The 25,343-nt window shown below is 61.9% G+C and carries 26 protein-coding genes and 1 tRNA gene; 14 read left to right on the top strand and 13 right to left on the bottom strand.

Going from position 1 to position 25,343, the window contains the following annotated elements:
* Window positions 1–52 precede the first annotated feature (52 nt).
* The 3 genes from CQW31_RS18040 to CQW31_RS18030 form a co-directional block, all read right to left on the bottom strand.
* Window positions 53–1,348, bottom strand: a complete 1,296-nt coding sequence (locus tag CQW31_RS18040) for an NAD(P)/FAD-dependent oxidoreductase (RefSeq protein WP_099815067.1) — start codon at window positions 1,346–1,348, stop codon at window positions 53–55.
* 84 nt (window positions 1,349–1,432) lie between these two features.
* Complete coding sequence (locus CQW31_RS18035) at window positions 1,433–1,606, bottom strand: DUF3094 domain-containing protein (protein WP_054886115.1); 174 nt, start codon at window positions 1,604–1,606, stop codon at window positions 1,433–1,435.
* 132 nt (window positions 1,607–1,738) lie between these two features.
* Window positions 1,739–2,368: a DUF1780 domain-containing protein gene (locus CQW31_RS18030; protein ID WP_027918232.1), complete on the bottom strand. Its 630-nt coding sequence runs from the start codon at window positions 2,366–2,368 to the stop codon at window positions 1,739–1,741.
* Between the two features lie 101 nt (window positions 2,369–2,469).
* Between CQW31_RS18030 and CQW31_RS18025 the strand changes: the two genes are divergently transcribed.
* Window positions 2,470–3,162 (top strand): energy-coupling factor ABC transporter permease, encoded by a 693-nt coding sequence (locus CQW31_RS18025; RefSeq protein ID WP_371858387.1) that lies wholly within the window; start codon window positions 2,470–2,472, stop codon window positions 3,160–3,162.
* A 137-nt stretch (window positions 3,163–3,299) separates the two neighbouring features.
* Here CQW31_RS18025 and yacG read toward each other — a convergent pair whose 3' ends face one another.
* From yacG to CQW31_RS18005, 4 genes are read right to left on the bottom strand one after another with little or no spacing between them, the layout of a single operon-like run.
* Window positions 3,300–3,500, bottom strand: a complete 201-nt coding sequence (yacG, locus tag CQW31_RS18020) for a DNA gyrase inhibitor YacG (protein WP_054886117.1) — start codon at window positions 3,498–3,500, stop codon at window positions 3,300–3,302.
* Window positions 3,497–4,120, bottom strand: a complete 624-nt coding sequence (gene coaE / locus CQW31_RS18015; RefSeq protein WP_054886118.1) for a dephospho-CoA kinase — start codon at window positions 4,118–4,120, stop codon at window positions 3,497–3,499. Before coaE ends, yacG begins: the two co-directional genes overlap by 4 nt.
* Window positions 4,120–4,986, bottom strand: a complete 867-nt coding sequence (locus CQW31_RS18010) for an A24 family peptidase (RefSeq protein WP_099815065.1) — start codon at window positions 4,984–4,986, stop codon at window positions 4,120–4,122. The genes coaE and CQW31_RS18010 overlap by 1 nt, the downstream gene beginning before the upstream one ends.
* 2 nt (window positions 4,987–4,988) lie before the next feature.
* The gene (locus tag CQW31_RS18005) at window positions 4,989–6,197 is read right to left on the bottom strand and encodes a type II secretion system F family protein (RefSeq protein WP_099815064.1); all 1,209 of its coding nucleotides are present in this window, start codon (window positions 6,195–6,197) and stop codon (window positions 4,989–4,991) included.
* Between the two features lie 216 nt (window positions 6,198–6,413).
* Between CQW31_RS18005 and CQW31_RS18000 the strand changes: the two genes are divergently transcribed.
* The 6 genes from CQW31_RS18000 to CQW31_RS17975 all read left to right on the top strand — a co-directional run bounded on the left by CQW31_RS18000 (window position 6,414) and on the right by CQW31_RS17975 (window position 10,223).
* Window positions 6,414–6,824 (top strand): pilin, encoded by a 411-nt coding sequence (locus CQW31_RS18000; protein ID WP_054886121.1) that lies wholly within the window; start codon window positions 6,414–6,416, stop codon window positions 6,822–6,824.
* Between the two features lie 70 nt (window positions 6,825–6,894).
* Window positions 6,895–6,970: transfer RNA gene (locus tag CQW31_RS17995), tRNA-Thr, on the top strand.
* Between the two features lie 709 nt (window positions 6,971–7,679).
* Window positions 7,680–7,910 carry a hypothetical protein gene (locus CQW31_RS17990; protein ID WP_099815063.1) on the top strand — a complete coding sequence of 77 codons (231 nt, stop codon included), beginning with the start codon at window positions 7,680–7,682 and terminating at the stop codon, window positions 7,908–7,910.
* A gap of 124 nt (window positions 7,911–8,034) precedes the next feature.
* On the top strand, window positions 8,035–8,844 hold the full coding sequence (locus tag CQW31_RS17985; RefSeq protein ID WP_099815062.1) for an AraC family transcriptional regulator: 810 nt from the start codon (window positions 8,035–8,037) through the stop codon (window positions 8,842–8,844).
* Between the two features lie 103 nt (window positions 8,845–8,947).
* The gene (locus tag CQW31_RS17980) at window positions 8,948–9,580 is read left to right on the top strand and encodes a hypothetical protein (RefSeq protein ID WP_099815061.1); all 633 of its coding nucleotides are present in this window, start codon (window positions 8,948–8,950) and stop codon (window positions 9,578–9,580) included.
* Window positions 9,581–9,605: 25 nt separating this feature from the next.
* On the top strand, window positions 9,606–10,223 hold the full coding sequence (locus CQW31_RS17975) for a LysE family translocator (protein WP_099815060.1): 618 nt from the start codon (window positions 9,606–9,608) through the stop codon (window positions 10,221–10,223).
* Between the two features lie 21 nt (window positions 10,224–10,244).
* Here CQW31_RS17975 and CQW31_RS17970 read toward each other — a convergent pair whose 3' ends face one another.
* Window positions 10,245–10,634, bottom strand: a complete 390-nt coding sequence (locus CQW31_RS17970) for a tautomerase family protein (RefSeq protein WP_054886132.1) — start codon at window positions 10,632–10,634, stop codon at window positions 10,245–10,247.
* A 103-nt stretch (window positions 10,635–10,737) separates the two neighbouring features.
* Between CQW31_RS17970 and CQW31_RS17965 the strand changes: the two genes are divergently transcribed.
* The 3 genes from CQW31_RS17965 (at window position 10,738) to CQW31_RS17955 (ending at window position 13,368) form a co-directional block, all read left to right on the top strand.
* Window positions 10,738–11,580, top strand: coding sequence for a LysR family transcriptional regulator (locus tag CQW31_RS17965; protein WP_099815059.1), 843 nt, complete (start codon window positions 10,738–10,740; stop codon window positions 11,578–11,580).
* 101 nt (window positions 11,581–11,681) lie between these two features.
* Entirely contained in the window at window positions 11,682–12,125 is a 444-nt protein-coding gene (locus CQW31_RS17960) for a GFA family protein (RefSeq protein WP_082433622.1), read from the top strand.
* 430 nt (window positions 12,126–12,555) lie between these two features.
* Window positions 12,556–13,368: a bifunctional 2-polyprenyl-6-hydroxyphenol methylase/3-demethylubiquinol 3-O-methyltransferase UbiG gene (locus CQW31_RS17955; protein WP_249342243.1), complete on the top strand. Its 813-nt coding sequence runs from the start codon at window positions 12,556–12,558 to the stop codon at window positions 13,366–13,368.
* Between the two features lie 32 nt (window positions 13,369–13,400).
* On the opposite strand, the gene CQW31_RS17950 is transcribed toward CQW31_RS17955, so the two are convergent.
* Entirely contained in the window at window positions 13,401–14,786 is a 1,386-nt protein-coding gene (locus tag CQW31_RS17950; protein WP_099815057.1) for a GntP family permease, read from the bottom strand.
* A 379-nt stretch (window positions 14,787–15,165) separates the two neighbouring features.
* Between CQW31_RS17950 and CQW31_RS17945 the strand changes: the two genes are divergently transcribed.
* From CQW31_RS17945 to CQW31_RS17935, 3 genes are all read left to right on the top strand, one after another.
* Entirely contained in the window at window positions 15,166–16,095 is a 930-nt protein-coding gene (locus tag CQW31_RS17945; protein ID WP_099815056.1) for a malate dehydrogenase, read from the top strand.
* A 222-nt stretch (window positions 16,096–16,317) separates the two neighbouring features.
* Window positions 16,318–16,800, top strand: a complete 483-nt coding sequence (locus CQW31_RS17940; protein ID WP_099815055.1) for an ImmA/IrrE family metallo-endopeptidase — start codon at window positions 16,318–16,320, stop codon at window positions 16,798–16,800.
* Window positions 16,797–17,213 carry a hypothetical protein gene (locus CQW31_RS17935; RefSeq protein WP_054886138.1) on the top strand — a complete coding sequence of 139 codons (417 nt, stop codon included), beginning with the start codon at window positions 16,797–16,799 and terminating at the stop codon, window positions 17,211–17,213. The genes CQW31_RS17940 and CQW31_RS17935 overlap by 4 nt, the downstream gene beginning before the upstream one ends.
* A 74-nt stretch (window positions 17,214–17,287) precedes the next feature.
* Here the strand turns inward: CQW31_RS17935 and CQW31_RS17930 are convergent, their stop codons facing one another.
* The 4 genes from CQW31_RS17930 to CQW31_RS17915 all read right to left on the bottom strand — a co-directional run bounded on the left by CQW31_RS17930 (window position 17,288) and on the right by CQW31_RS17915 (window position 24,526).
* A complete protein-coding gene (locus CQW31_RS17930; RefSeq protein ID WP_099815054.1) occupies window positions 17,288–18,244 on the bottom strand; it encodes an arsenic resistance protein in 957 nt (318 codons plus the stop codon).
* Window positions 18,245–18,389: 145 nt separating this feature from the next.
* Window positions 18,390–18,983 carry a hypothetical protein gene (locus CQW31_RS17925; protein WP_099815053.1) on the bottom strand — a complete coding sequence of 198 codons (594 nt, stop codon included), beginning with the start codon at window positions 18,981–18,983 and terminating at the stop codon, window positions 18,390–18,392.
* A 145-nt stretch (window positions 18,984–19,128) separates the two neighbouring features.
* Window positions 19,129–20,382: a serine hydroxymethyltransferase gene (gene glyA / locus CQW31_RS17920; protein ID WP_054886141.1), complete on the bottom strand. Its 1,254-nt coding sequence runs from the start codon at window positions 20,380–20,382 to the stop codon at window positions 19,129–19,131.
* Window positions 20,383–20,695: 313 nt separating this feature from the next.
* Entirely contained in the window at window positions 20,696–24,526 is a 3,831-nt protein-coding gene (locus CQW31_RS17915; RefSeq protein WP_099815052.1) for an EAL domain-containing protein, read from the bottom strand.
* 258 nt (window positions 24,527–24,784) lie between these two features.
* On the opposite strand from CQW31_RS17915, the gene CQW31_RS17910 reads away from it, so the two are divergent.
* Entirely contained in the window at window positions 24,785–25,195 is a 411-nt protein-coding gene (locus tag CQW31_RS17910) for a hypothetical protein (protein ID WP_054886143.1), read from the top strand.
* Window positions 25,196–25,343: the final 148 nt, after the last annotated feature.

Here is a 25,343-nt window from a genome sequence, read left to right as displayed (position 1 = left end):
CTGTAGGAGCGGCCTTGTGTCGCGAAAGGGGCGCAAAGCGCCCCCAGCAATCTCAGTGCAGCTTCAATCGCGGCTCCGTGCCACGGCCAATCTTGCTGCCCAGCATCATCAACGCCGTGCGGAAGAACCCGTACAACGCCATCTGGTGCATGCGGTACAGCGACACGTAGAACATCCGCGCCAGCCAGCCCTCCAGCTTCACGCTGCCCATCAGGTTACCCATCAGGTTGCCCACCGCCGAGAAGCGCGACAGTGACACCAGCGAACCGTAGTCCTTGTATGCGTAGGTTGGCAGCACCTTGTTCTCCAGCCGCGCCTTCAGGCTCTGCGCCAGCATCGAAGCCTGCTGATGCGCGGCCTGGGCCCGTGGTGGCACGTTGCGGTCGCTGCCCGGTTGCGGGCACGCGGCACAGTCACCGAAGGCGAAGATGTTGTCATCGCGGGTGGTCTGCAGGGTCGGGCGCACTACCAGCTGATTGATGCGGTTGGTTTCCAGGCCATCGATGTCCTTGAGGAAACCCGGCGCACGGATACCTGCTGCCCACACCTTGAGGCTGGCCTGGATGACTTCACCGTCTTTGGTCTTCAGGCCATCTTCGGTCACTTCACTGACCGCCGCGTTAGTCATCACTTTCACCCCGAGTTTCTCCAGGGTCTTGTGCACCGGCACGCTGATACGCTCCGGCAGTGCAGGCAGCACGCGCGGGCCGGCCTCGATCAGGGTGATGTGCATGTCCTTGGGCTGAATGCGGTCCAGACCATAGGCCGCCAGTTCGTGGGCCGCGTGGTGCAGCTCTGCGGCCAGTTCCACACCGGTGGCACCAGCGCCGACGATGGCCACGCTGATCTGCTCGCTGGCCACGTCACCGGCATGGGCACGCAGGTAGTGGTTCAGCAGCTGCTGATGGAAGCGCTCGGCCTGCTTGCGGGTGTCGAGGAACAGGCAGTGCTGCGCCGCGCCCAGGGTGCCGAAGTCATTGGTATTCGAACCCACGGCGATGACCAAGGTGTCGTAGCCCAGGATGCGCGCAGGCAGCAACTCGCGGCCCTCGTCATCGAGGGTGGCGGCGAGTTGAATCTGCTTGCCTTCCCGGTCCAGGCCACTCATCCGGCCCAGCTGGAAGTTGAAGTGGTTCCACTTGGCCTGGGCCACGTAGTTCAGTTCATCTTCCGAGGAGTTCAGCGAGCCGGCGGCCACTTCGTGCAGCAGGGGTTTCCAGATGTGCGTAAGGTTGGCGTCGACCAGGGTGATCTCGGCCTGTTTGCGCTTGCCCAGGCTTTTACCCAGGCGGGTCGCCAGTTCCAGGCCGCCGGCGCCGCCGCCGACAATCACGATGCGATGAGTCATGGAAATATCTCATAAGGTTTACGGAATTCATGGCCACAAGGGCCGGCCGCAGACTGCGTGAGGGGAGGGCGAGCGCAAGGCAGCTCATAGCACCAGTCCACTCAGCAGGCGGCTGACAAGACCCAACCCGATGGTCACGGCCAATACCAGCACAAGGAGCAGCCAGGGCCGGAAAGGCCGGCGCTCGACTTGATGCTGGGGGGCTTGCAGATACTCATCGACACGACGCTGATCTTCCGGGTTCAGGCGGCTGGTCATGGTGGGCCTCGTCAGATAGACGTTTGTGACTGCACGAACGCCACAGCGTTCATGCAAGCGCGTCAAACAAATGATAATGCTTTCTATCCCTGGCGCCGAGTTTACGCCATCGCAAAGACTCTCGGCAGTGGATCAAAGACTGATGCCCACGTCGAAGACGATGCTGCGCCCCAGGTTGCCACGCAGAAAGTCCGGCGCGTCGGGGTGGGCGAACAGCACGCGGGCGAATGTCGGCCCGACCAGCGACAGCGAGCGCCAGCCCTGGCGCAAGTATTCGGTGGGCGGTGGGAAATGGGTATTGAGGTCGAGCACTTCGCGCTTGAGGCTGGCAAAGGCAATGATGTCCAGCTCGCTCAAGTCCAGCCCGCGCTCACGGTAGTTGTGCGCTTTCTTGCGCAGGGTCGGCGCCAGGCGCCCGAGCAGCTCGGCGGCGGCGATGCGCCGGGGGCGGGCTTCGCGGCGCACCAGCTGGGCCAGGGAAAAGGCACTGCGCCGGCGTTGCAGCTCCTCTCGCCACTCGTCGTTGAGGCGGCGGCCTTCGTCGAGCACGAAGAACACCTCGAATGCCGCATCGCGGAACAGCACATCCGGTGGCTCCTGGCCGGCCGGGGTGAAGTCCTCGCTGCGGTAGGGGATGTTCAGCCCTTGCAACAGGCGCTGGCACACCCACCGCTCCCGCTCCCACTTGCGGGCGTTGGAGAGAAAGGCATTGGCTTGTTCGGCCTGGATGGTAAGCAGGCGCAGGTAATCTGAGTCATCCATGGGAACAAGCTTAGCCGCTAATCGATGACGGTAAGATGCTGTTTGTGCGTAGGAAACGGGGCAGGGTGTAGACTCAACTTGTCCACATGGCCGAAAGGGATATGTTCCAGGTGATCAGCGCGCAGGTTTTATCCACAACCAGCCTTGCCGTGGCTTGGCTTGGTTACGTGCCCTTGCTGATCTGGGCTGCCAGCCGTACACGCTGGGTGGAACTGGTGACCGACCGGCGCCGTCAGCACCTTTTGTTTGGCACGGTGTTCTGCCTGTTCGCGCTGTGGCTGGTCCGGCGCGATTTCGACACGGGTGTGTCTTACCACTTCATCGGCATGACGGCGGTGACCTTGCTGCTGGACTGGCCGCTGGCCGTTCTGGGCGGTTTCCTCGCTCAGTTGGGGTTGCTGGCGCTGGGGCGGCAAGACTTTGCGGCGCTTGGGGTCAACGGTTTGCTGCTGGTGGGCTTGCCGGTGCTGATCACCGAAGTGTGCGCGATCCTGGTGGAGCGGGCGCAGCCGCGAAACCTGTTCGTTTACATCTTCTGTTCGGGGTTCTTTCCCGCTGCGCTGACGGTGCTGGTTTGCGTGCCGGTGGCGTTGGGCGTGTTATGGCTGGATGGTCGCTTTGCGATGCCGGAGTGGCTCAGCGATTTTATCGGCTACCTGTGGCTGATGATGTTCCCTGAGGCGTTCATCAACGGCATGGTGATCAGTGCGCTGGTGGTGTTCTGCCCGGAATGGCTGGAGACATTCAACCGCACCCGGTATCTGCAGGCGCCGTGGAAAGATGATGAGCGCTGATTTATGTATTGGCTGTACTGGCCTCTTCGCGGGTAAACCCGCTCCCACAGGGGGTATCACGGCTTGCAGATCTGTGACGGACCTGTAGGAGTGGGTTCACCCGCGAAGAGGCCGGCACAGGCAGCCTAGGTTTCAGTTTAATGCCGCGGCTCCAGCTCCCCCGAAAACAGCTCATCCTCTGCATCCGGCGCTACCGGAATCTTGTGCTCCTCGGCCGCCCAGGCGCCCAGATCGATCAGCTTGCAGCGGTCGGAACAGAACGGCCGATATGCATTCTTCTCGTTCCATTCCACAGGTGCGCCACAGGTCGGGCAATCGACGGTCAATGGCTGGCTCATGGCTGGCCTCCTCGTAAAGTCAGGTAAAAATGGTGCAGGCGGTCAATCTGCTCGTGCAGTGCGGCGAGATTGCCATCATTGACCACCACATCGTCGGCATGGCCCAGGCGCTCCTCACGGGCCAGCTGGGCCTTGAGAATGGCCTGTACCTGCTCAGGGCTGGTGTTGTCACGCGCCAGGGTGCGCGCCACCTGCAGCTCCTGCGGCACATCGATCACCAGCACGCGCTGGACCTTCTGGTGCTGGCCCGACTCGATCAGCAACGGCGACACGTACACCGCATAGGGCGACTCGGCCTTCGCCAGGTAACTGAAGATCTCCTGGCCGATCAGCGGGTGCAGCAGTTGTTCCAGCCACTTGCGCTGGGCCGGGTCGGCGAAGATCAGCTGGCGCAACGCTGCGCGGTCCAGCTGGCCATCGTCCAGCAGCACACCGGTGCCGAAGCGCTCGACGATGCTGGCCAGTGCCGGGCGACCGGGTTCGACCACCCAGCGCGCCGCCTGGTCGGCGTCGACCAGGTGCACGCCAAGTTCGACGAAGCGCTCGGCGGCGGCACTCTTGCCGCTGCCGATGCCGCCGGTCAGCCCGAGAATCCAGGGGGTGAAGGCCTTGGTGGTCATCACATTCCAAACAGTTGCAGGTAGAAGGCGTACATTTCATCACCCCAGAGCACAGCAATCCACCCCGCAATGGCCAGATAAGGGCCAAATGGTATGGCCGTGCCGACGGATTGTCTGCGCACGCGTAGCAGGCACAGGCCCGCCACCACGCCGATTACCGATGACAGCAGCAAGGTCAACGGCAATACCTGCCAGCCGCCCCAGGCACCGATCAGCGCCAGCAGCTTGAAGTCGCCATAGCCCATGCCTTCCTTGCCGGTGATCAGCTTGAACACCCAGTAGACAAGCCACAGGCTCAGGTACCCGGCCACCGCGCCCCACACTGCAGCCGGCAACGGCACCACGGTATCGAAGGCATTGACGATCAAGCCCAGCCACAGCGTCGGCAGCACGATGACATCGGGCAGAATCTGCTGGTCATGGTCGATCAGGCTCAGTGCCAGCAGGCTCCAGGTCAACGGCAGCAGGGTCAGCGCCTGGACACCAGCGCCGGAGTGCCAGGCCACCACCACCGATAACAGCGCACACGCCAACTCGACCAATGGATAACGCGCACCGATCGGCTGCTTGCAGGCCGAGCAGCGTCCGCGCAATGCCAGGTAGCTCAGAACGGGAATGTTCTCCCAGGCGCGGATCGCGTGGTGGCAATGCGGGCAGTGGGAGGCGGGGAGGGACAGAATGAAGCGCTCGTGCTCGGTGGTCGGCAGGCCCAGCACTTCCTGTGCCTCGCGCTGCCACTGGCGCTCGAGCATGATTGGCAGGCGATGCACCACCACGTTGAGGAAGCTGCCCACCAGCAGGCCGAGCACAGCCGCCAGGGTGATGAAGTAGGCCGGCTGCTCGGCCAGCAAAGTCCATGAAGTCATGTTCAGATCAAGCTACCCAACTGGAAGATCGGCAGGTACATCGCCACCACCAGGCCACCGACCAGCAAGCCCAGGATCAGCACGATGGCCGGCTCCAGCAGGCTGGTCAACTGGTCCAGCGTCTGGCTGACCTGTTCCTCGTAATGGCTGGCGGACTTATCCAGCATCTGGTCCAGCGTGCCGCTGGATTCACCGATGGCGGTGAGTTGTACCAACAATGGTGGAAACAGCGGTTCATTACCCATTGCCTGATTCAGCGCCTGCCCGTTGGCCATGCCCTGGCGCAAGCGCTGCACCGCCTGCTCGTGCAGGTCATCGCCAGAGGCCTTGGCCACGGTGACCAGCGCATCCAGCAACGGCACCCCCGCAGCATAGGATGTGGCCAGGGTGCGAGCGAAGCGCGCCAGGGCCGCCTGGCTCAACAGCTTGCCGAACACAGGCAGGCGCAAAGCCTGTGCAGTTATCCACAAGCGGGCTGGCGCATGCTTCTGATACAGCCGGGTCACGGCGAAGCCCAGGCCAAGAGCGGTTATCAACAGCAGCGGCGCATAGCGCCCCAGCCCTGTGGACAAGACGATCACCCACTGCGTGAACGCCGGCAGCGCGGTATCGAAACCGGCAAACAGGCTCTCGAAACGAGGAATCACCTCCAGCAACAGCACCGCCGAAACCCCCAGCCCGGTCAGCAACAGCAGCAACGGATAGAGCATCGCCTTGCGAACTCGCTTACGCAGCACCTGGCGCTGCTCCAGCATCCCCGCCAGTTGTTCCAGCTGCCGATCAAGCGTACCGGACTGCTCGCCCACACGAATCAGGTTGCAGTACAACTCATCGAACCATGCCGGATGGCGCTGCAGCGCATCCGCCAGCCCCAGGCCCGAGGCCACATCCCGTTTCATTTTATCCAGTAACACTGCCTGCCCCGCACTGCAGCCGCTGCGCCCCATCACCTCGAAGGCCTGCAACAGTGGAACCCCAGCCTTGAGCAAGGTCGCCAGCTGCCGACTGAACCCCGCCGGGTCGGTCTTTTCGCGCGCCTTCGGCAAACGCCATTCCAACCCGCCAGCCTGCCGCAGGCTGACCACGCGGATGCCCTGGCGCTGCAAGCCGGCCCGCGCATAGGCCGGGCTGAGCCCGCTGACCTGGCCGCTGACCGCGGCGCCATTGGCATCCGTGCCGCGCCAGGTGTAGAGGTGTGTAGATGGGTTCATTGCAGAGGTCCTTTTCGGCTCGTGCGACAAGCCTGGAAACAGCTTGGCGCGTCCATGAGCGGGCGTGCGTCCGTGATGCTCACTAGAGTAGTTCAGCGAAGATGACGCCCTGGCAGGCAGGGGTGACAAAAGGTGTCTGTTCAGGCCTACTGCGCCGCTGCCAGCTGGGGGCGAACCTGACCTCCACGAATACCCGTATGAAAAAGGAAACCGTTCATGAAAGGGCAACGCGGTATCACCCTGATCGAACTGATGATCGTCGTCGCGATCATCGGCATTCTGGCGACCATTGCCATCCCGATGTACACCAACCACCAGTCCCGCACGAAGGCTGCGGCCGGGTTGCTGGAGATCAGCGCGCTGAAGACGGCGATGGAGCTGCGCTTGAATGAAGGCAAGGATGTGGCGAGTGTGGCCGAGTTGGGTGGGCAGCCGGCTACGGCGAACTGTGCAATTGCGGTCAGCAGCAAGGCGGCTGACGGGATTGGCACGATTGCATGCACCCTGGTTGATGCGCCGACCAATGTGGTTGGCAAGAGCCTTGCCCTGACGCGTTCGCCAACTGGCTGGACCTGCACGACCGATATCGAGGAAGACCTCGCGCCGAAGGGCTGCAAAGCGCTCTGAGGAAAGGGGAATAAGGCCGGGGAAACAGGGGTTTACGCGGCAGGTGCGGCAGTGGTACGTTGCGCTACATGCCGGTGTAGCTCAGTCGGTAGAGCAGCGCACTCGTAACGCGAAGGTCGCAGGTTCGATTCCTGTCTCCGGCACCACATATGAAGGCTTGCAGCGATGCAGGCCTTTTTTGTGCTTTGAAAAAGTCAGGCACTCTCCGGATAGTGAATAAATTTGCCGAACATGGGTGGTTTGTTCTTTCAGGGCAAATCTTTGAGAATGCTCAGCGAGGACTGCAAACGCGCATTTTTTGGGCATGGCTTGCCAGTAATTGGCCCCCCCGAATCTGGCAGCAGTGAAGCGCAGAAGGTGGACGACAATCCGCCCTGAATCGACGGAACCCCTCATATCGGTCAGCTTTCTCCCTACAAGACGTGTGGCACCGTACAGCCCGCACGTGCTTGCGAAAGGGGGAACATAGGGATAAATTGCCCCAGTCGCCGAAGCATCGGCGATGCGACCTTGGCCGGTCGGAATCGAAAGGCGCAGCAGCGCCCAGTCTTCATCGCAGGCGCTTTTTTTGTGCCCGCGATGTCGTGTTATGGCGGTGGTGCGCGGGACACCTTCGGGTGTGCCGGGCTCCTTTCGTCCCGGTCGGCCAACCCGCGTACTGCTGCCACCCAAACTTGCTTGGCCGCGAGCGGTGGCAGTTCCACAACGAAAGGAACTCATGCATGACCACCAGCAATCTGTTCAGGATCCTCGCATCCGTTCTCCGCCGCCGCCCCGCGCCGGCCCCCAATCCTCACCGCTTCTACCCGATCTGCAATCTGGCTCGCCCCACCTCCCAACCCAGGCAGGTGCCCCATGACTGACCAGGAGCGCTTATCGAACATCCAAAGCTACGCCTGGACCCTCGAACTGCTCGGCGAAGCCTTGGTCCAGCACGATGAAGTGCTGGAGTGCGAACACAACCCTCACCTGAGCTTTCGTAACACAGCAGGTATCCACCAGGCGATCCGGATCATCAGCCGGCTGGCCAGTGAACAGTGCGCAAAGATGATCGACCTCGGCAACCTGAATGATCCAGCCGCCTGATCAAGGCACCGCTGCCGCCAGCCAAGCGCTGGCGCAGCCTCGCCAAGCCCTCGACCCGGCAACCACGCCAGCCCCACAAGATCAGGTATGAGATGATTCCCTCCGGTGTGGCAGGAGGCGGTCGATGGCAGACCACGTTGATTACAAACGCAACAGGGATATTCCCGGGCTGGTGCTGAGCGAGGCGCGTTTCTCGAGCTTTCGTTTCGGGCGTCACTACCATCTGGATTTCCACGTCGGCTTGGTCACCGACGGCGTGCAGCGCCAAGTACTCAACGGTGAAACGGCGTTGCTGTCGCCGGGCACCATCCAGTTGATGCCACCCGGCGAAATCCACGATGGCATCAGTGCAGGCGACGACGCCTACACGCTGAAGACGTTCCGTGTGTCCGCCGACCTGTTGCGCAGCGTTACGCAAGAGCTGACGGGCCGTGACCAGTTTTCCGCCCTGGGTGGCGCGCTGTTGCAGGATGCCAGCCTCGCCATCCAGCTTTCCCGGCTGCACGACGCGCTCGCAGCAGGGCTGCCTACCGACCCGCTGTTCGTCGATGCTCAATGGCTCATGCTGCTCGGGCGGCTGTTCGCCCAAGCGCGGATGGTCAAGCCGCAGTTCGTAAAGGGCACGCTTTCAAACGTGCAGTGGCGATGTGTGCGGGACTACTGCAACGAACACCTCGCCGACAAGATAACGCTCGAAGCACTGGCTGCGTTGTGCGGCCTGGAGCGTTTTCAGTTCCTCAAGCTGTTCAAGCAAACAGTCGGCATGACGCCACATGCCTGGCTGGTACGTTTGCGCCTGGAGCGCGCCTGTGTGCTGCTGAGCCATACCCAGTGGGAATTGACCAGGGTCGCGCAAGAGGTGGGTTTCTACGATCAGAGCCACTTCAATCGGGCCTTCAGGCAAGCCTTTGGCGTTGCACCGTCTCGTTACTGATCGCTGTTGCCCCATCAATTTTTTACAAGTGCGCGAAGCCCTCGCCCTTTAGCCTTGAGTCTTGAGCGGGCGCTGCCCCGGAAAGAAACAAGGATTTCGATCGATGACGCAACGGGCTTACTACACCAGCGATGAACTGACCTTGAGCACGCACGTGGTGCGTTGCACGCCGATGGAGGATGGGCGGTTCCGGGTCGACTTGGCCGAGACCCTCTTTCACCCACAGGGCGGCGGGCAGCTGGCGGATCAGGGAACCATCGCGGGTATCCGGGTAGAGGAAGTGCTCAATATCGACGGCGATGTGGCGCATGTCCTCGGGCAACCCGTGCCCGTTGGCAGCGTCAGGATTGCCATCTCGCCAGAAGTGCGTGCGTTGCATGCTCGCCTGCATTCGGCCGGCCACCTGATTGCCGGTATCGGGCAGAACTTGGGTTGGCTTCCCAGCAAAGGCCACCACTGGCCTGGGGAGTGCCGAGTGGTTTTCGAACGCCAGGGCGGTTGCGAACCGCTGACGGTCGAAGGCATCGAGGCAGAGGTAAACGCGCTGATCGAGCGTGACGTGCCGCGTGAGTTGATCGATCAGGACGGTGTCCGCTCAGTGCGCTTCGGCACCTTGCCGATGCACGGTTGCGGCGGCACGCATGTCACCTCAACGGGCATGGTCGGGCCGATCAAGGTGCTCAAGCTCAAAGAGAAGAAAGGCCTGCTGTCGGTGCATTACGACGTAGCTCGATAGACAACGAAGTAACTGGAGACATCACGTGGACTACGTTCCCCAGCTTTTGACCATTGGCGCCGTCATGCTCCTGGCTTGCGTAAGCCCAGGCCCCGATTTCATCGCCGTCACTTCCAACGCCTTGGTGAGCCGCAGCCGAGGAATGGGTGTTGCAGTGGGCACCAGCGCAGGCATCGCCATCTGGGCGGTGCTGGCGATTGTCGGACTGGGTGTCTTGCTGAGCACAGTGGCGTGGTTGTATGACGCGATTCGGGTAGTGGGCGCGGGGTATCTGATCTATATGGGCATCAAAATGCTGCTTGGCGCTCGGCGGCCTTATGCAGCCCTCGAAATCAGCACGACGCAAAACACCACCACAGCAGCCCCCCGCGTCGGCTTGCTGGTGTCCGTTACAAACCCCAAGGCCGCGGCGTTCTTCGGCAGCTTTTTCATCACCGTGCTGCCGACACATGCCCCAGGCTGGGTGATGGCTGCTGCCGTGGTGGTGGTCACGCTTGTTGCGTTTGCCTGGTTTTCCATGCTGGCATTGATGTTTTCCACGGCTCGGGTGCAGGTGCTTTACACAAAGGTGCGTCGGCCGATCGATGCTGCAATGGGCGCGGTACTGGTGGGGCTTGGCTTGCGGCTGGCGCTGGTTCGATAACGCCAGGCCGAGTTACCTGTCTCAGCTCCACAGCTTCGCGCTTTGCGGCACCCCGCCATAGCCATAAGCCGTAGCGCGCACGTCTATGATGTGTACGTTCGAATGAGGGTGCACATTACCGATGCGTCCCGAAAGCAAATCATACGTCTCACGCTGATACCGCCGTTTCTGCTCCACTGTCGTCGTCTCGTCGGTGATCGTGACCTCCAGGCGAAAGCTATTGCGCCCCAAGCTCTCAAGCGATTCATTCTCGATAAACCACAAGCCAGGGTCGACGAACCGAACGATCACCATGGTTTGTGATGGCTGCTTGTCCAGAACGCGTGCGGTCAGTTCAGTCAGCTCGTGGCTGAGGTCGGACGCCAACGCAGCATTCGGCGCGCCGGACAGGGTCAGGGTGATACCAGGCATTTGAGTCATCCTCGTCAGTGAATGTGCCTGTAACTTAGCCTTTGAACATGTTCCTAAAAAGCGGGAAAATCAGTGCTCATCTTCCTGTTTACCCGGAACCTGCATGTACCACTTCGACATTGCGCAGCTCCACGTCTACTTGGCAGTTTGTGAGGCCGGCAGTATCTCGGCAGCCGCTCCGAGCTTGTTTCGCTCGACCTCCGCCATCAGCGAACAGCTGCGTAAGCTGGAAGATGCCATCGGTGTGGAGTTGCTCATTCGCGGCAAGCAAGGCGTTCGCCCAACAGCTGCTGGTGAACGACTTTTGCGCCACGCCAGGCAGATCATCACCCTGGGCGAGCGGGCGCTGTCCGACGTTCGAGGCGAACAGTTCGAAGGGGAGATACGGTTAGCGATCACTGATTACTTTCGCCCCGACGACATTGCTGGGCTGCTGAAAAAACTTCGTGAATGGCATCCACGGCTTCGACTTCATGTGGTGATGAAAAAGAGCCTGGAAATTGATCGGGCAAATGACCACCTGGACATTGGCTTGGCCATGCGTTTCAACGAGCGCGTGTCTTCATCCACCATGTTTGAAGTAAGGCAGGAGCCACTGCAATGGGTAGCCGCTGCCGGTTGGGTTCCAGAGCCTGGGCAGCCGCTGCCATTGCTCGCGATCAGCGGGTGCGGATTGTCGGAGTACAGCTGCCAGGTGCTGGAGCGCGCCCATGTCGAATACGAGATCGTTTACTCGACTTCAGGGGTGGCGGGGTTGCAATCGGCATTGAAGGCAGGGCTTGGAATTGCATGCCTTAACGCGAGTGCTGTCCCCCATGGCGTGGAGCCTTACAGGACTGGCTTGCCGGCATTGGCGCAAGCCAGGTTCTCGCTGCTTCCACCGCGTAAGGGGGAGTCTGCGCTAGTGGAAAATGTGCGGCGATTGTTGCAGGGTTATCTCGCATAAGGTTTGGGACGAGGCATTGATCGTTTCATTCAGGCTAATAGACACCCATTTGGCCTTGCCCCGTGAATATTCAGATTGGCTTCTCAGACTAGAGAACCGCTATGACTGATGAAAAAAACGATGATCGCCCTGTTTATCAAGCAGCCTGCCATTGCGGAACAGTGAGATTTTCACTGCGCTTGACCGACGGGCTGCGTACAGCGCGTAGGTGCAACTGCTCGCTCTGCCGCATGCGTGGCGCCGTGGCGGTATCAGCCAACCTGAACGACATCACCGTCACCCAAGGCGAAGAAGCGCTGACCCTTTATCAATTCAACACACGTGAAGCCAAGCACTACTTCTGCTCGAAGTGTGGGATCTATACCTTCCACCAGCGTCGCTCTGTGCCGGACCAGTACGGGGTCAACGTGGCTTGTATTGAGGGGATGAGCCCATTCGACTTCCCGCAAGTGCCTGTCAGTGAAGGACGGAATCATCCTAAAGACCGCGTGGGTGGAGCAGCAGGGGTTGCAGGATGGCTGCGGTATGAAAGCAACCTTGAGTGACTGCACAGCTGGCGTGGGAGGTCGTCTTCCAACATAGATGAATTCTCTTGCAAGTCTGCGCGGGTGCTTGGGTTGTTGGGGCCGCTTTGCGGCCCATCGCCGCGGTTCATCGCCACGACAAGCGCGGCCCCCACAGGGGCGGGTGGCTCGACTTCAATCTTTCATCATGCCCAGTTCGGCATCATCGAGCAGTGCCTTGGCGTTGTCCCGCGACTCATGTCGCTGGAGGCAAACCAGCTTGAGCAGTAAGCCGATGTCTTGACCTTTCATGAGAACCTCTATCTAGCCGTCCCGTGTCCCGGGACATGGGACAACTCGATCACGGAATTATGATGTTCGCGAGAGGCGGTAGGCTTTTCGTACGCCAGCCATTTTCGAAAGGCCGTTAACCGGGCGCAGCTGCTAACGTCAAAAGCCTCAACAACCAAAGATGAGGTTCAAGATGGTTTCTCACAGGGATGTAATCGCCAGCAATCGTGATGCCTGGAATGCATCTGCAGATTTCCATCGGCAAAGCGCGTCCTGGCCCCCACTGATCGATGCTGTGGCTCACAAAGACTTTTCCTGCCTGGATTCAACCCTGACCGACCAGTTGAAACAGGTAGGCATAACGGGAAAGGCCGTTATCCAGCTGGGCTGCAACAATGGCCGCGAAGCGATATCGCTGTTTGCCCTTGGCGCATCGGAAGTGGTGGGCGTCGATCAGTCTTCGGAGTTTCTGAAGCAAGCGCACGAGCTGGCCGAAAGGTCCCCCTATTCGCCCGTCTTCATCGAGTCAGACATCCACGAACTACCGGCAAGCCTCGACCAGCGCTTCGATATCGCCTTGATCACCATCGGTGTCCTGAACTGGATGCCCAACCTCGCGCTGTTCTTCACCCACGTCGCCAGAACGCTGAAACCGGGCGGCACCCTGGTGATCTACGAAACACACCCCTTCCTAGAAATGCTCGACCCCGAAGCCAGCGACCCTTGGCGCATCAGCACGTCCTATTTCCTGGCCGAACCGCTGGTCGAAACGGGCGCCATTGTTTACGAAGGCAAGGGCGAGCCAAACGAGTTGCAGTCCTACTGGCAGCTCCACCCGCTAAGGGAGGTGCTCATGAGCGTTGCTGGCGCAGGCTTGAGCCTTCGTGCGTTCGACGAATACCCGCATTCCAATCGGGAGGAGGTGTACGACGTCTATGAGCAGGGCGCGGCACAGATACCCATGTGCTACACCCTGGTCGCAGAAAAACGCTGAGGCAGTTGATGAACTGGGCCGGTTTTCCCGGCTCAGTTCACCGTAATCGCCGCATTCAGCATCAACACCACGATCAAGCCGACCACCGCCACGATGGACTGCACCACCGAGATGGTCTTGGTGGCCTCACCCATGGTCATGCCAAACGACTCCTTCACCATCCAGAAGCCCGCATGGTTGGCGTAGTTGAAGAACAGCGAACCGCAGCCGATCGACAGGGCCAGCAATGGCAGGTTCAGGCTCGGATCAGCACCTGCCAGCGGCGCCAGCAAGCCGGCAGCGCCCACGATACCGACCGTGGCGGAGCCGGTAGACACCGACAACAGCATCGCGATCAGCCACCCCAGGATCAACGGCGGGAAGGCAGATTGCTGGGTCAGGTGCACGATGGCATCGCCGACCTTGGCGCTGGTCAGCATCTCCTGGAAGGCCCCGCCCCCGGCGATGATCATGATGATCGAGGCAATTGGCTTGAGGCTTTTGCCCAGCGCATCGCGCAGCTGTTCGGCATTGCCGCCACGCGCCAGCACCATGCTCGCGCCGGCGAACAGCACGCCCAGCAGCATGGCGATCAGCGGGTTGCCCAGGAAGCTGGCCAGTTCCAGCAGCGCATTGCCTTTGGGCAGCAGCATTTCTGCCACGGCATGCACCAGCATCAGGATCGCCGGCAGCAACGCCGCCAGCATGCCGACCACAACGCCGGGGCGGGGTTGGCCGTCGGCTTTTTCAGCCAGTGTGAACTGGTCCAGCAATGCCTGATCGGGCCGGGTGCTCATGCGCGGCGCAATGAACAGGCCATACAGCGGGCCGCCCAGGATCATGGCCGGGATCGCGGCCAGGAAGCCATAGAGCATGGTGGGGCCGACCGAGGTCTTGAGCACGGCGATGGCAGTCAAGGGGCCTGGGTGCGGCGGCACCATGCCGTGCATGGCGGCCAGCGCGGCAATCACCGGCACACCGACATATACATACGCCGAGCCTTTGAAGCGGGCCTGGCCTTCCAGCTTGCGCGCCACACTGAAGATCAACGGGAGCATGATCACCAGACCCACTTCGAAGAACATCGGGATGCCGATGACAAAGGCTACCAGCATCATCGCCCAAGGGATCATCCGATCCGAGGTACGCTTGAGGATGACGTCGGCGACCTGCTCAGTGACGCCAGCGTCAGCCAGAATCTTGCCGAGCATCGCGCCCAGCGCGATCACCACCCCCACCGCACCCAGCGTCTTGCCGGCGCCAGTGAGCAGGTGGGAGACGATGCTGCCGGGCTCCATGCGGGTGGCAAAGCCGACGCCAATGGACACCACCAGCAAGGCCAGCAGCGGGTGCATCTTGAGGCGCGAGACGATAAGCGCAACCAGCACCAGGACACTGACCAACGCGGTCAGCAACAGCTGTATATCTAAGGGAGTCATTCAGGGAATCTCGGTTGGGCTGGCGCACTAGCGGCGCTCAGGCATTGCAGGCTTGCCAGCGGGTTCTGCGGGCGGTAGCGAGCCGTTAGCGGTCGCGGGCAGATGGCCGACTGGATGCGCAGACTTCGAACTTCGGAGGAATGGGGTTGGCGCACGGCGGTGTGGCGCCGGGCAAACGCGTAGGGCTGGGCAGTGCGGTCATGGAGCGATTCACCTTGTTATTTGGTCATCTATATGAATCTTTACAAAGTATTTCCGGGGCCGTGGGAGGCTGTCAATAGCAGGCGGTCGCGTCCCATGGTCTTTTCGCCTTGGCAGGCAATACTTCTCTGTATACGCAGGCGCGCTCCTGGTGGCGCGCGCCGCTGGGAGGTGTCAGGTGAACAAGTTATCAATCGTGGGCGCGGGGATCGTGGGTGAGGCGGCGGCGCAGATCATCGCCCGGGAAGAGTATTGCCGTGAACTGATGTTGCTCGACGTGCAGGGTGAGCTGGCCCAGGGCAAGGCGCTGGACATCTGGCAGGCAGCCGTCGAGTCAGGGTCTGATACCCGGGTACTTGGAGGCGCCAAGTCGGAAATGCTGCAGGACTCTGAGCTGGTGGTGATTACCGCAGGCGTGCCGCGCAAGCCTGGCCAGTCGCGGCAGGACGTGCTGAGCATCAACCTGCCGATCCTCGACGGCATCATGCACGACATCAATCGCTATGCGCCGGCAGCGACGGTGCTGGTGGTGTCGAACCCGGTCGATGTGCTGACCTATCGCGCCTGGTCGCTCAGCAAGCTCGGGCGTGGCAGGGTGTTCGGCCAGGCGGGGGTGCTGGATACCGCGCGCATGAAGTGCTTCATTGCCGAGCAAACGGGGTTTTCCGCCCGGGACATCACGGCGCTGGTGCTGGGCGGGCATGGCGACAGCATGGTGCCGCTTATGCGCTACTGCCAGATCGGCTCGGTGCCGCTGTCGCACTTCCTGTCCGAGGAGCAGATCGAGCGGATCGTCGAACGCACACGCAAGGGTGGTGGCGAGATCCTGGGCCTGAAGAAGGTCGGCAGCGCCTGCGATGCGCCGGGTGTGGCCATTGCGCAGATGGTGGATGCGATCGCCAATGGGCGTAACCGCATTTTGCCGGCAGTTGCGATTCTTGAAGGGGAATACGGGCGCACCGACATCGCCATGGGCGTTCCTTGCGTGCTGGCTGGTAAGGGGATTGCCCGGGTGATCGAGCTGCCGCTGGATACGCAGGAGCAGGCGATGTTTGATCACTCGGCGGATCAGGTGGCGCGGGATATTGCGGAGATGAAGGCGATATAGGCAGCAGGGATACCAAGTGCCTGTGCATCACGTACTGTAGGGCCCTTTCACGCGGATGCGTAGGCACTTTCGCTCTCCGTATTTCCTTTTTTCTTACCTACAGCTTCAGCGGTAGAACGAATGCAATATCGCGTGTCAACCTAAATTTGACCGCTACCCTTGACTTGTGCAAAATCGCCCCTCACTTTTGACCAACAACCCCAACCTTTCTCAGGAGGCCGAATGGAGTACCGTACTGCAAACGACGTCCTGCAAGCGCATTGGGACGGGCGACTGCCGGTCAACCCTCAATCGATAGCTGAGGCGATGGGCATCGAGGTCAAGTCGTTGACCCCGTTCGATCAGGAGAACTGGCGCCCTAACGAGAGCGGCCATTATTCCTATCGTGACGGGAAGCCGCTGATCACTTACAACTCCACGGATGCGCCTGTTCGTCAGCGGTTCACGATCGCTCATGAAATAGGCCATCACGTGCACGGTGATCTGGACGCTCCACGTGATACCACGGAACAATTCAGTGCGAGAACGAGGGACCCTAAAGAGGTCGCGGCCAATCGGTTCGCTGCTGCGTTGCTGATGCCTGCAGCCTTGGTCAAACACCTGGTGCTTGAGCAGAGGATTACTGACCTTGCTCGCCTGGCCAGGGCTTTTGGTGTCTCGACCGCTGCGATGGAGTTCCGGCTTAAGGCAATCGGGTTCCTATGACAGGCACGAGTGATGACCTGTCTCAGGGAGAGGCGGATAACGTAGGTCTGGTCAGTGACTACCTTAAACGAGAGTCTTGGCGTTTTCGCTGGGAGAAGCGCCTGACCAATGTCACTGTGGCGCTGGTCATCACTTTCTACATTGCGCTGCTTGGCTTCGTGTTTCTTGGGAATATTCGGCTGACGGTAGGCACGTGGTATTTCTTCACCTCCGTGAAGCCTCACTCCACGGGTGATATCCCGATCATCGTGGCACTTTCCACCGTGCCGACCTTGTTGCTGATTGCCTTGCTGCGCTATTTCCATCATCGGCCAAAGCCTGAGCAAGATGATGCACAGGCGCCTCTACCGATTAGCGTTGAAGCGGCCAAGGAGATTATCAAGGCGACTACCGATGCTATGAAGGCACCGTAGCCGATCATTGAAACAGCGTTTGTCGAGGGCTGCTTTGCAGCCCTTCGCGAGCAAGCTGGCTCCCACAAGACGTGTCAGCGCCGTACAAGCAGCGGAATCAGCCTGATGTAAACCAGCTCGCTCACCAATTCCAACAGCGTCTGGGTGATCACCGCCGCCGCCGCCAACCGGCGCAGGTCCTCTGGCAACGCCAGCGCCAATGGCAACACCACCAGCGAGTTCCGCGTCGCGGCGCTGAAGGTGAGCGAGCGTGCCTCGGCCACCGGCAGGCGCAACAACCGCGCCGAAACGAGCCCGAGCAGCGGTGCCAGCAGCATGAAGCCGACGTACACCGGAATCACCGGCAGCAACCGATCGAAGTCCCGAAGCACCACGGCAATCTGCGACCCGATCACCGCCACCAATACCAACGCCATCGCTGGCACCGGCATCCACGCCCAGGCGTCGTTCCACGCCGATACAGCGCGGGAGCGGCGGGCGCCGGCGCTGGTGAACACGGCGAGGATCATCGGCAGCATGATCAGCAGCACGAAGGCTTCCACGAACGGGGCAATGCTGATTGTTACCTCGCTGTTGTCGCCGAGGATCAGCGCCAGGTACACCGGCAGCAGCACCAATTGCACCAGCAGCAGCACGGGCGTGGCGGCGAGGGTCAGGCGCGAGTCGCCTTTGCCGATGTGGGTAAACACCACCACATAGTCGATGCAGGGTGTGAGCAGTACCAGTAGCGCGCCGATGAGGATCGCCGGATGATCGGCAACGCCGCGGGTGAGGGCCCATACCAGCAAAGGTACCAGGATGAAATTGGCGAGCAGCAGGGCGGCCATGAAGCGGCGGTTGCCCAGGCCTTGGCGCAGGTCGAGGAAAGGGATTTGCAGGAACATCGCGTACATCAGGATGGCGATGGCGGGCGTGACCAGGGCTTCAAGGTGCCGTGCGGTGTCGCTGGCCAGCAGGCCGAAGGCCAGGGCGGCGAGCACGGCGGCGAAGTAGATCGGGATCTGCTGGGTTTCGAGTTGCTCTCTGGTCAAAGCCGGGCCTGTGTCTGGTTGCGCTTGGGTGGCACAGGTTAATACGTGACGGCGGGGGCTGCATGAGCTGAATGAGCCTGAAGGGGCTCAGGTTCACTCGCCCCCACAGGGATTGTGCCAGTCCTGAAGACGTGAGCGGGGCAGATCAGGTCGGCTTGAGCCAGTCGACACCGCGCTCCTGAATGATCAGGCTCAAGGTCCCTTGCTGCGCCGCCGGGTAGCAGGCCAGAAACCCGCCTACCGGGTACAGACTGTGCAATTCCAGCGGGTGTCCTTGCGTGCTTGCCAGCTGGACTTCCCTGCGGCCCACTTCAAGCGATGTCAGGTCGAACGCCGCACCCGTCTGTGCATCGGTCAGCGTCCAAAGGCTTGGGTCTTTTGCCTTGATCGGCTGTACGTTGACCAGGCCATCGGCGGTGGTGAACACACCTTCGCCGGAGTGGGGGCCGTTGCGCAGATAGAGGCGATAACCCGCTTCGCTATGGCGGAAGTACAGCAGCAACGCAGCTGGCTGGGCGGCTGGTTCGAAGGTGATCAGCCCGGTCTCCCGGCCGTGATGCCAATCCGTGTCGGTGCCGTTCAACATGCCGAGGGCCGTGGCGCCTTCAACGACGTAACCCGGCGCCTGATGCGGGCTCACCAGCGTCACGGGCCCGGTGGTCATGTCGCCCAGTACATTGATGGGGGCTTCAGCGAACTGCAACGTTGCGGTGAAGGACAGTGCTGCGTGGTCTGCCATGGGTGGCCTCCCGTCAGTTTCAAAGGAGGCGGCAGGTTAGGCAGCCTGGTTCGTTCAACCTATCCGGAAGCTGTTCCCGGGCCGGATCGCAGGCATGAAAAAGCCCGGCACCGGGCCGGGCTTCTTCACATCAGGCTTGCGCCAATCAGTTGCCGTAAACCGGCAGCTTCTTGCAGATGGCCTTGACCTTCTCGCGTACGGCGTCGATCACCGCTTCGTTGTTCAGGTCAGCGAGGATGTCGCAGATCCAGCCGGCCAGTTCGCGGCACTCGGTTTCCTTGAAACCACGGGTGGTGACGGCTGGGGTGCCGAAACGCAGGCCCGAGGTGACGAACGGGGAACGTGGGTCGTTCGGTACCGAGTTCTTGTTGACGGTGATGAAGGCTTTGCCCAGGGCAGCGTCAGCATCTTTACCGGAGATCTCCTGCTTGATCAGCGACAGCAGGAACAGGTGGTTCTGGGTGCCGCCGGAAACGACGTCGAAACCACGCTCGATGAACACTTCGGCCATGGCTTGGGCGTTCTTCACGACCTGCTGCTGGTAAGCCTTGAACTCAGGCTGCAGCGCTTCCTTGAAGCAGATGGCCTTGGCCGCGATCACGTGCTCCAGCGGGCCGCCCTGGGCACCTGGGAAGACGGCGGAGTTCAGCTTCTTCTCGATGTCGGCGTTGGCGCGGGCCAGGATCAGGCCGCCACGTGGACCGCGCAGGGTCTTGTGGGTGGTGGTGGTGACCACGTCGGCAAACGGCACAGGGTTCGGGTACACGCCAGCGGCAACCAGGCCGGCAACGTGGGCCATGTCGACGAACAGGTAGGCACCGACCTTGTCGGCGATGGCGCGGAAGCGGGCGAAGTCCAGGACCTGCGAGTACGCCGAGAAGCCGGCAACGATCATCTTCGGCTTGTGCTCGACAGCCAGGCGCTCGACTTCGTCGTAGTCGATCAGGCCATTGCTGTCGATGCCGTACTGGATGGCGTTGTACAGCTTGCCCGACGAGCTTACCGAAGCACCGTGGGTCAGGTGGCCACCGTGGGCCAGGCTCATGCCCAGAATGGTGTCACCGGCCGACAGCAGGGCCAGGTAGACCGCCGCGTTGGCTTGCGAGCCAGCGTGCGGCTGGACGTTGGCGTAGTCGGCGCCGAACAGCTCCTTGGCACGGTCGATGGCCAGTTGCTCGACCACGTCGACGTACTCGCAGCCGCCGTAGTAGCGCTTGCCTGGGTAGCCTTCGGCGTACTTGTTGGTCAGGACCGAGCCCTGAGCTTCCATGACTGCCGGGCTGGTGTAGTTTTCCGAAGCGATCAGCTCGATATGCTCTTCCTGGCGCAGGGCTTCTTGCTGCATGGCTTCGAAGAGCTCGGCGTCGTACTTGGCAATGGTCAAATCACGGCTGAACATGGCGGTCCTCAAGGATCGGGGTAATTTGGGGGGGCATTCTAACCGATTGATCCGCGCCTGGCATATGAACCGGCATCAAGTCGCGGACCAATGGGCTTCATGTTGCATCCCGCGCCGTGTCTGGGCTGGAGTTGACTTTCAGGTCCGTTTTTCCGGCACGATTTTCAGCCGTGACGCACCCCCTGTGGGAGCGGGCTTGCCCGCGAACACCGGCGAAGCCGGTGCCATCCAGCGCGGTGCCTGCTTCGCGGCGGTGCGGCGGTCCGACAAGCCCGCTCCCACAGGTACCATGTCGCGTCCAAGGGGCGAAGGCTCACTGGAACATGAACAGGGCGGCGTTGGCGAACTGCGCTTCGAACTGGTTGGCCGGCATCGGCCGCCCGAACAGGTAGCCCTGCACCTCGTCGCAGCCATGCTCGCGCAGGAATTCCAGCTGCTCATGGGTCTCCACGCCCTCGGCGATCACCGCCAGGTTGAGGCTGTGGGCCATGGCGATGATCGCCCGGGCGATCTGCGCGTCCTGCTCGCCCTCGGGTAGGCCGTCGACGAAGGTGCGGTCGATTTTCAGCACGTCGATGGGGAACTGCTTGAGGTAGTTCAGCGACGAGTAACCGGTGCCGAAGTCGTCGACCGCGATGCTCAGGCCGAGGTTTTTCAGGCTGGCGAGAATCTGCAGCGCCTCATTGACCTCGCGCATCAGGATGCTTTCGGTCAGCTCCAGCTCCAGGCACGCCGGCGGCAGGCCGGTTTCTTCGAGGATGGTGGCGATCCGCGTGCCTAGCTGGCCGTCAGAGAACTGCCGCGCCGAGATGTTCACCGATACCTTCGGCACGCGCACCTTGTTCTTGTGCCAGGCCTTGAGCTGGCGGCTGGCCTCGCGTAGCACCCAGTCGCCGACATCCACTACCAGGCCCAGTTCTTCGATCACCGGGATGAAGTCGCCCGGCGGCACCAGCCCGCGGGTCGGGTGGCGCCAGCGCAGCAGGGCTTCGGCACCGGTCAGGCGCTTGCCGTCGCCGCTGAACTGCGGCTGGTAGTAGAGGATGAATTCGTTCTGCTCCAGCGCGTGGCGCAGGTCGCTTTCCAGTTCCAGGCGCTCAAGGGCGCTGGCGTTCATCTCGGTCTGGTAGAACTGGAAGTTGTTCTTGCCGCGCTCCTTGGCGTGGTACATGGCGGTGTCGGCGTTCTTCATCAACTGGCTCAGCTCGTTACCGTCCTGCGGGCTGAGGGCGATGCCGATACTGGCGGTGACGAAGAACTCGCGACCCTCCAGCACGAATGGCCGCACCAGGCTGCCAAGAATATTCTCGGCCACGTGGATGGCGCGGTTCAGGGCCATCTCGCGGGTGGCCCGCGGCTGCAGCAGCAACGTGAATTCGTCGCCCCCCATGCGCGCCACGGTATCGTCATCGTCGACGCAGGCCAGCAGGCGCAGGGCCATGTCCTTGAGCATACGATCGCCTGCAGCGTGGCCGAGGGAGTCGTTGATCGGCTTGAAACGGTCCAGGTCGAGGAACATCAGCACCACCCATGACTTCTGCCGCTCGGCCTGCTGCAGCGCGGTGTGCAGGCGGTCCTGGAACAGCGTGCGGTTGGGCAGGTGGGTGAGGGCGTCGTAGTAGGCCAGGCGGTGGATGCGCTGTTCGCTGGCCTTGCGCTCGCTGATGTCGGTGAAGAAGCACACATAGCTGGCCAGGTCGCCTTCGTCGTCGAGCACGGCGGTGATGCCGACCCAGGCCGGGTAATGGTCGCCGTCGCGGCGCTTGAGCCACACTTCGCCTTCCCAGCTGCCGCGCTGGTGCAGTTGCTTGAGCACGTAGCGCAGGTGGCTTTCCTGTTGATCCTCGACGACCAGCATGCTCGGCAGCTGGTCGAGCACGTCGCCGACCGCGTAGCCGCTGACCCGGCTGAAGGCTTCGTTGGCCTGAACGATATAGCCGGCCGGGTCGGTGATGAGGATGGCCGAGGTGGAATGCTCGAATACCGTCGCCGCCATGCGCAGGTCTTTTTCCGCACGGCGCTGCTGGCTGATGTCGCGGCCTACGCCGAGCACGCCTTCGAAGCGCTGCTGGTCGTCCCACACCAGCACCAGGCGCAGTTCGATGGGGATCTTGCGGCCATCGGCGCGCAGGCAGTCGAACAGGAACAGTTGCGTCGGCAGCTGGCTGCGCAGTTGGGCCAGTTGCTCGCTGTCGCCCATGGCCTTGCTGACGCGCTCCATCAGGCTGTAGATGCCGGTGAGCTGGGACGGGTTGGCGATGATCGACTGCCAGCCGTTGTCGAAGATCCACTCGGCCTGGTATCCCAGCACGGCCTGCACCGAGGGGCTGACGTAGTTGAGCTGCAGGCGGCTGTCGGTGGAGAAGATCACGTCGCTGATGCTTTCGGCGAGCATGCGGTAGCGCTGCTCGCTGTCACGCAGCGACTGGCTGGCCTCGATCTGTACGGTGACATCCTTGCCCACGCCGATGATGCGTGTGACCAGGCCATCGTCGTCGCGGGTCAGTACCTGTTCGCGGATTTCATAGCAGCGCCAGCCGCCATCGCGGTGGCGGAAGCGCAACTGAGTGTGCAGTGACTGGCTATGGGCACTGTCGCGCTGTTGCTGGCGCAAAGCCTGGTAGTGCGCGGCATCTTCGTGGTGCAGCAGCAGTTCCCAGAAGCGGTCGCCCATCTGCGCCAGCTCGGTGCGGTCGTAGCCGAGGGTCTGGCCGAGGTGGCGGTTGCTGAAGATCATTCGCTGGCTGAGCACGTCCTGCACGTACAGCTGGTCGGGCACGGTACGCACGACGTCGGACCAGAAGCTTTCACGTTCCAGCAGCGACAGCTCCACCTGCTTGCGGCTGGTAATGTCGCTGATGCTGAGGATGACCGCCTGGTAATCGCGACGCTGCTGCGGCAGGCGCGCCATCAGCCACAGGTGCAATTCGCCACCCAGCGGTGCGGGCAGGCGCACTTCCAACTCCAGCGTCGGGCGCTGTTCGATCAGCGCGTCGATCAGCTGCATGCCGACGCTGTCGCGGCCGTCGCCGCTACCATCGATCAGTCGTTGCCAGGCGCCTTGGTGGCACTCGACATTAAGGAGCTGGCGCGCCACTTGGTTGATCTCGGTGATCTTCAGCTCCAGCAGCAGCGAGCGGCGCAGGTTCGAGTCCAGCGCCAGGCTCTGCTTGAGCCCGGCCAGGTTGCGCAGGTGATAGCGGTCGAGCTGGCCGGGCAGGCTCGACAGGTCGAGCACGCACAAGGCCACGCCGGTGCCTTCGAAGATTTCCAGGTAGCGCCGGCGGTCTTCCTGCAGGGCGCGCTGGCGTCGGCGCATGTTGAACAGCGCCAGTACCGGCAGCAGGGCGCAGAACAGCGCCAGCAGGCATTTGCCGATCAGCGCCGGCAGCAGCTTCTGCTGGGCCAGGCCTGCGTCGAACAGGCCACGCAATTGCCAGGTGCTGTTGTCGATGAAGGCGAGCATCACGCTTTGCAGCGGCTCACCGCTGGTCTGCGCCGGAGCGTGGCGTTCCAGCACCTCGCCACTGCGGCTGTTTTCCAGCAGCCAGAGCGGGTGGCCCGGGCCGTCGAGGTGTTCGGTGAGTGTCTGGTAATAGTCCGGTGACAGGCGCAATAGCCAGTAGCCGCGGTCCTGCTCCGCCGACTGGCGCAACAGCAGGTAGAGGGTGCGGTTGTCTGCCGAGTTGGTAAAAAAGTAGTTGCGCCCCTGGTTCAGCCCGACCAGCTCGTCAATCGACTGACGGTCAGGGCTGTCGACCAGGCTGTCACCGTGCAGTTCCCCGGCCTGGTCCAGCCAGGCCAGGTCACGCAGGGCGGGCAGGCGTTCACGCAAGGTCTCCAGCAGGCTCGGCAGGGCGGCCGGCGCCGGTGCCTTGACGTAGGGCTGGACCACGTTGATGGCCTGCTGGGCCTTGAGGGCCATGTTCAGGCTCAGGTGGTCGGCGAGTTCGGCGCTCGCGTTGAGGTTCAGCTGGCGCTGGTCGGCCTGGGTGTGGCGAAACTGGGAGACCAGTTGCCATAGCAGCAAGCCCAGCAGAATCAGGGCCAGCAGCGCCAACGCACCCTTGACCGAACCCCGTAGCGAAGCGACTGGGGCCGGCGAAGTGGGGCGCAGCAGAGTCGGATGATTGAGATTGGTCAAGCGTTGGTCCTGCGATTGGGCTGGCGATGGCAGGGATGGACATGCACGGTGTATGCCGGTACTGCACAGGCCTGGACCGCGGCCGCGCACTATAAAGCCGGACATGCGAACGGGCTAGCATGCCTGTGATTATGGCAATGTGCCAGCCCGATTGTCCGAAGCCAATGGTGGTGGTGATGCTGACCCGTTCGGCAAGACCCTGCATCCTGTGCGAGAATGCCGCCCGCTTCAATGACAACGCATCGGAGATGTTCGGTTTTGGTTACTCACTTTTCCACCAATGGCCTCGATTCCGCCTGTGGGCGCAGCAGTCAGACCCTTGTCAGCACTGCCGTGACCGCGGACGTATCCTGCAAATCGTGCCAGCGTTCGCTGGTCAAACCAGATGCGGCTGCGGCCACGAAAAACAAGACGCCATCGCTGGCTGAGCTGCGCAAGACCGCCAAGGCGGCCGCAGCACCCGCTGAAAAGGCACCGGTGGCTGGCGTAGCCAAGCCGGCTGGCAAGGTCGTCAGCACGCCTGTTGCAGCCCAGCCGGCCAAGGTTGCCGAACAGCCAGCCCGCAGCGGTGGCTTCAGCGTCAAAGCCGCTTATGCTGCGCGCCTGGCCGAGCAGAGCGACCGTTGCCGCCTGCCACGGGGCAAGGCTGGCAAGCAGCGTCACGTCTGACCCGTTTCGGGCTGCTGTGCCGGCCTCTTCGCGGCTAAAGGGCCGGCACAGACAAAGAATGCCCGGCAGGATCACAACGATCCCACCCCACCATCCGACCACCCTGTGCAACGCCGCGCGTTGGCGTAGAATGGTCGACTTTGTTCAA

The organism is Pseudomonas sp. 382 (assembly GCF_002759075.1).
GTDB classification, from domain to species: Bacteria; Pseudomonadota; Gammaproteobacteria; order Pseudomonadales; family Pseudomonadaceae; genus Aquipseudomonas; species Aquipseudomonas vlassakiae.
Note: the sequence above shows the minus strand (reverse complement) of the source record. Positions and strands in the feature narration are given on the sequence as shown.

Bases quoted from the DNA above. Each gene is read 5' to 3' on its own strand.
- yacG (WP_054886117.1), bottom strand. From the start codon at position 3,500: ATGAGCCAGCCATTGACCGTCGATTGCCCGACCTGTGGCGCACCTGTG.
- CQW31_RS17940 (WP_099815055.1), top strand. From the start codon at position 16,318: ATGGAGTACCGTACTGCAAACGACGTCCTGCAAGCGCATTGGGACGGG.
- CQW31_RS17935 (WP_054886138.1), top strand. From the start codon at position 16,797: ATGACAGGCACGAGTGATGACCTGTCTCAGGGAGAGGCGGATAACGTA.
- coaE (WP_054886118.1), bottom strand. From the start codon at position 4,120: ATGACCACCAAGGCCTTCACCCCCTGGATTCTCGGGCTGACCGGCGGC.
- CQW31_RS17925 (WP_099815053.1), bottom strand. From the start codon at position 18,983: ATGGCAGACCACGCAGCACTGTCCTTCACCGCAACGTTGCAGTTCGCT.
- CQW31_RS18010 (WP_099815065.1), bottom strand. From the start codon at position 4,986: ATGACTTCATGGACTTTGCTGGCCGAGCAGCCGGCCTACTTCATCACC.
- CQW31_RS18030 (WP_027918232.1), bottom strand. From the start codon at position 2,368: ATGGATGACTCAGATTACCTGCGCCTGCTTACCATCCAGGCCGAACAA.
- CQW31_RS17950 (WP_099815057.1), bottom strand. From the start codon at position 14,786: ATGACTCCCTTAGATATACAGCTGTTGCTGACCGCGTTGGTCAGTGTC.
- CQW31_RS17965 (WP_099815059.1), top strand. From the start codon at position 10,738: ATGTACCACTTCGACATTGCGCAGCTCCACGTCTACTTGGCAGTTTGT.
- CQW31_RS17990 (WP_099815063.1), top strand. From the start codon at position 7,680: ATGACTGACCAGGAGCGCTTATCGAACATCCAAAGCTACGCCTGGACC.
- CQW31_RS18000 (WP_054886121.1), top strand. From the start codon at position 6,414: ATGAAAGGGCAACGCGGTATCACCCTGATCGAACTGATGATCGTCGTC.
- glyA (WP_054886141.1), bottom strand. From the start codon at position 20,382: ATGTTCAGCCGTGATTTGACCATTGCCAAGTACGACGCCGAGCTCTTC.
- CQW31_RS17985 (WP_099815062.1), top strand. From the start codon at position 8,035: ATGGCAGACCACGTTGATTACAAACGCAACAGGGATATTCCCGGGCTG.
- CQW31_RS18035 (WP_054886115.1), bottom strand. From the start codon at position 1,606: ATGACCAGCCGCCTGAACCCGGAAGATCAGCGTCGTGTCGATGAGTAT.
- CQW31_RS17970 (WP_054886132.1), bottom strand. From the start codon at position 10,634: ATGCCTGGTATCACCCTGACCCTGTCCGGCGCGCCGAATGCTGCGTTG.
- CQW31_RS18005 (WP_099815064.1), bottom strand. From the start codon at position 6,197: ATGAACCCATCTACACACCTCTACACCTGGCGCGGCACGGATGCCAAT.
- CQW31_RS18025 (WP_371858387.1), top strand. From the start codon at position 2,470: ATGTTCCAGGTGATCAGCGCGCAGGTTTTATCCACAACCAGCCTTGCC.
- CQW31_RS17980 (WP_099815061.1), top strand. From the start codon at position 8,948: ATGACGCAACGGGCTTACTACACCAGCGATGAACTGACCTTGAGCACG.
- CQW31_RS17955 (WP_249342243.1), top strand. From the start codon at position 12,556: ATGAGGTTCAAGATGGTTTCTCACAGGGATGTAATCGCCAGCAATCGT.
- CQW31_RS18040 (WP_099815067.1), bottom strand. From the start codon at position 1,348: ATGACTCATCGCATCGTGATTGTCGGCGGCGGCGCCGGCGGCCTGGAA.
- CQW31_RS17960 (WP_082433622.1), top strand. From the start codon at position 11,682: ATGACTGATGAAAAAAACGATGATCGCCCTGTTTATCAAGCAGCCTGC.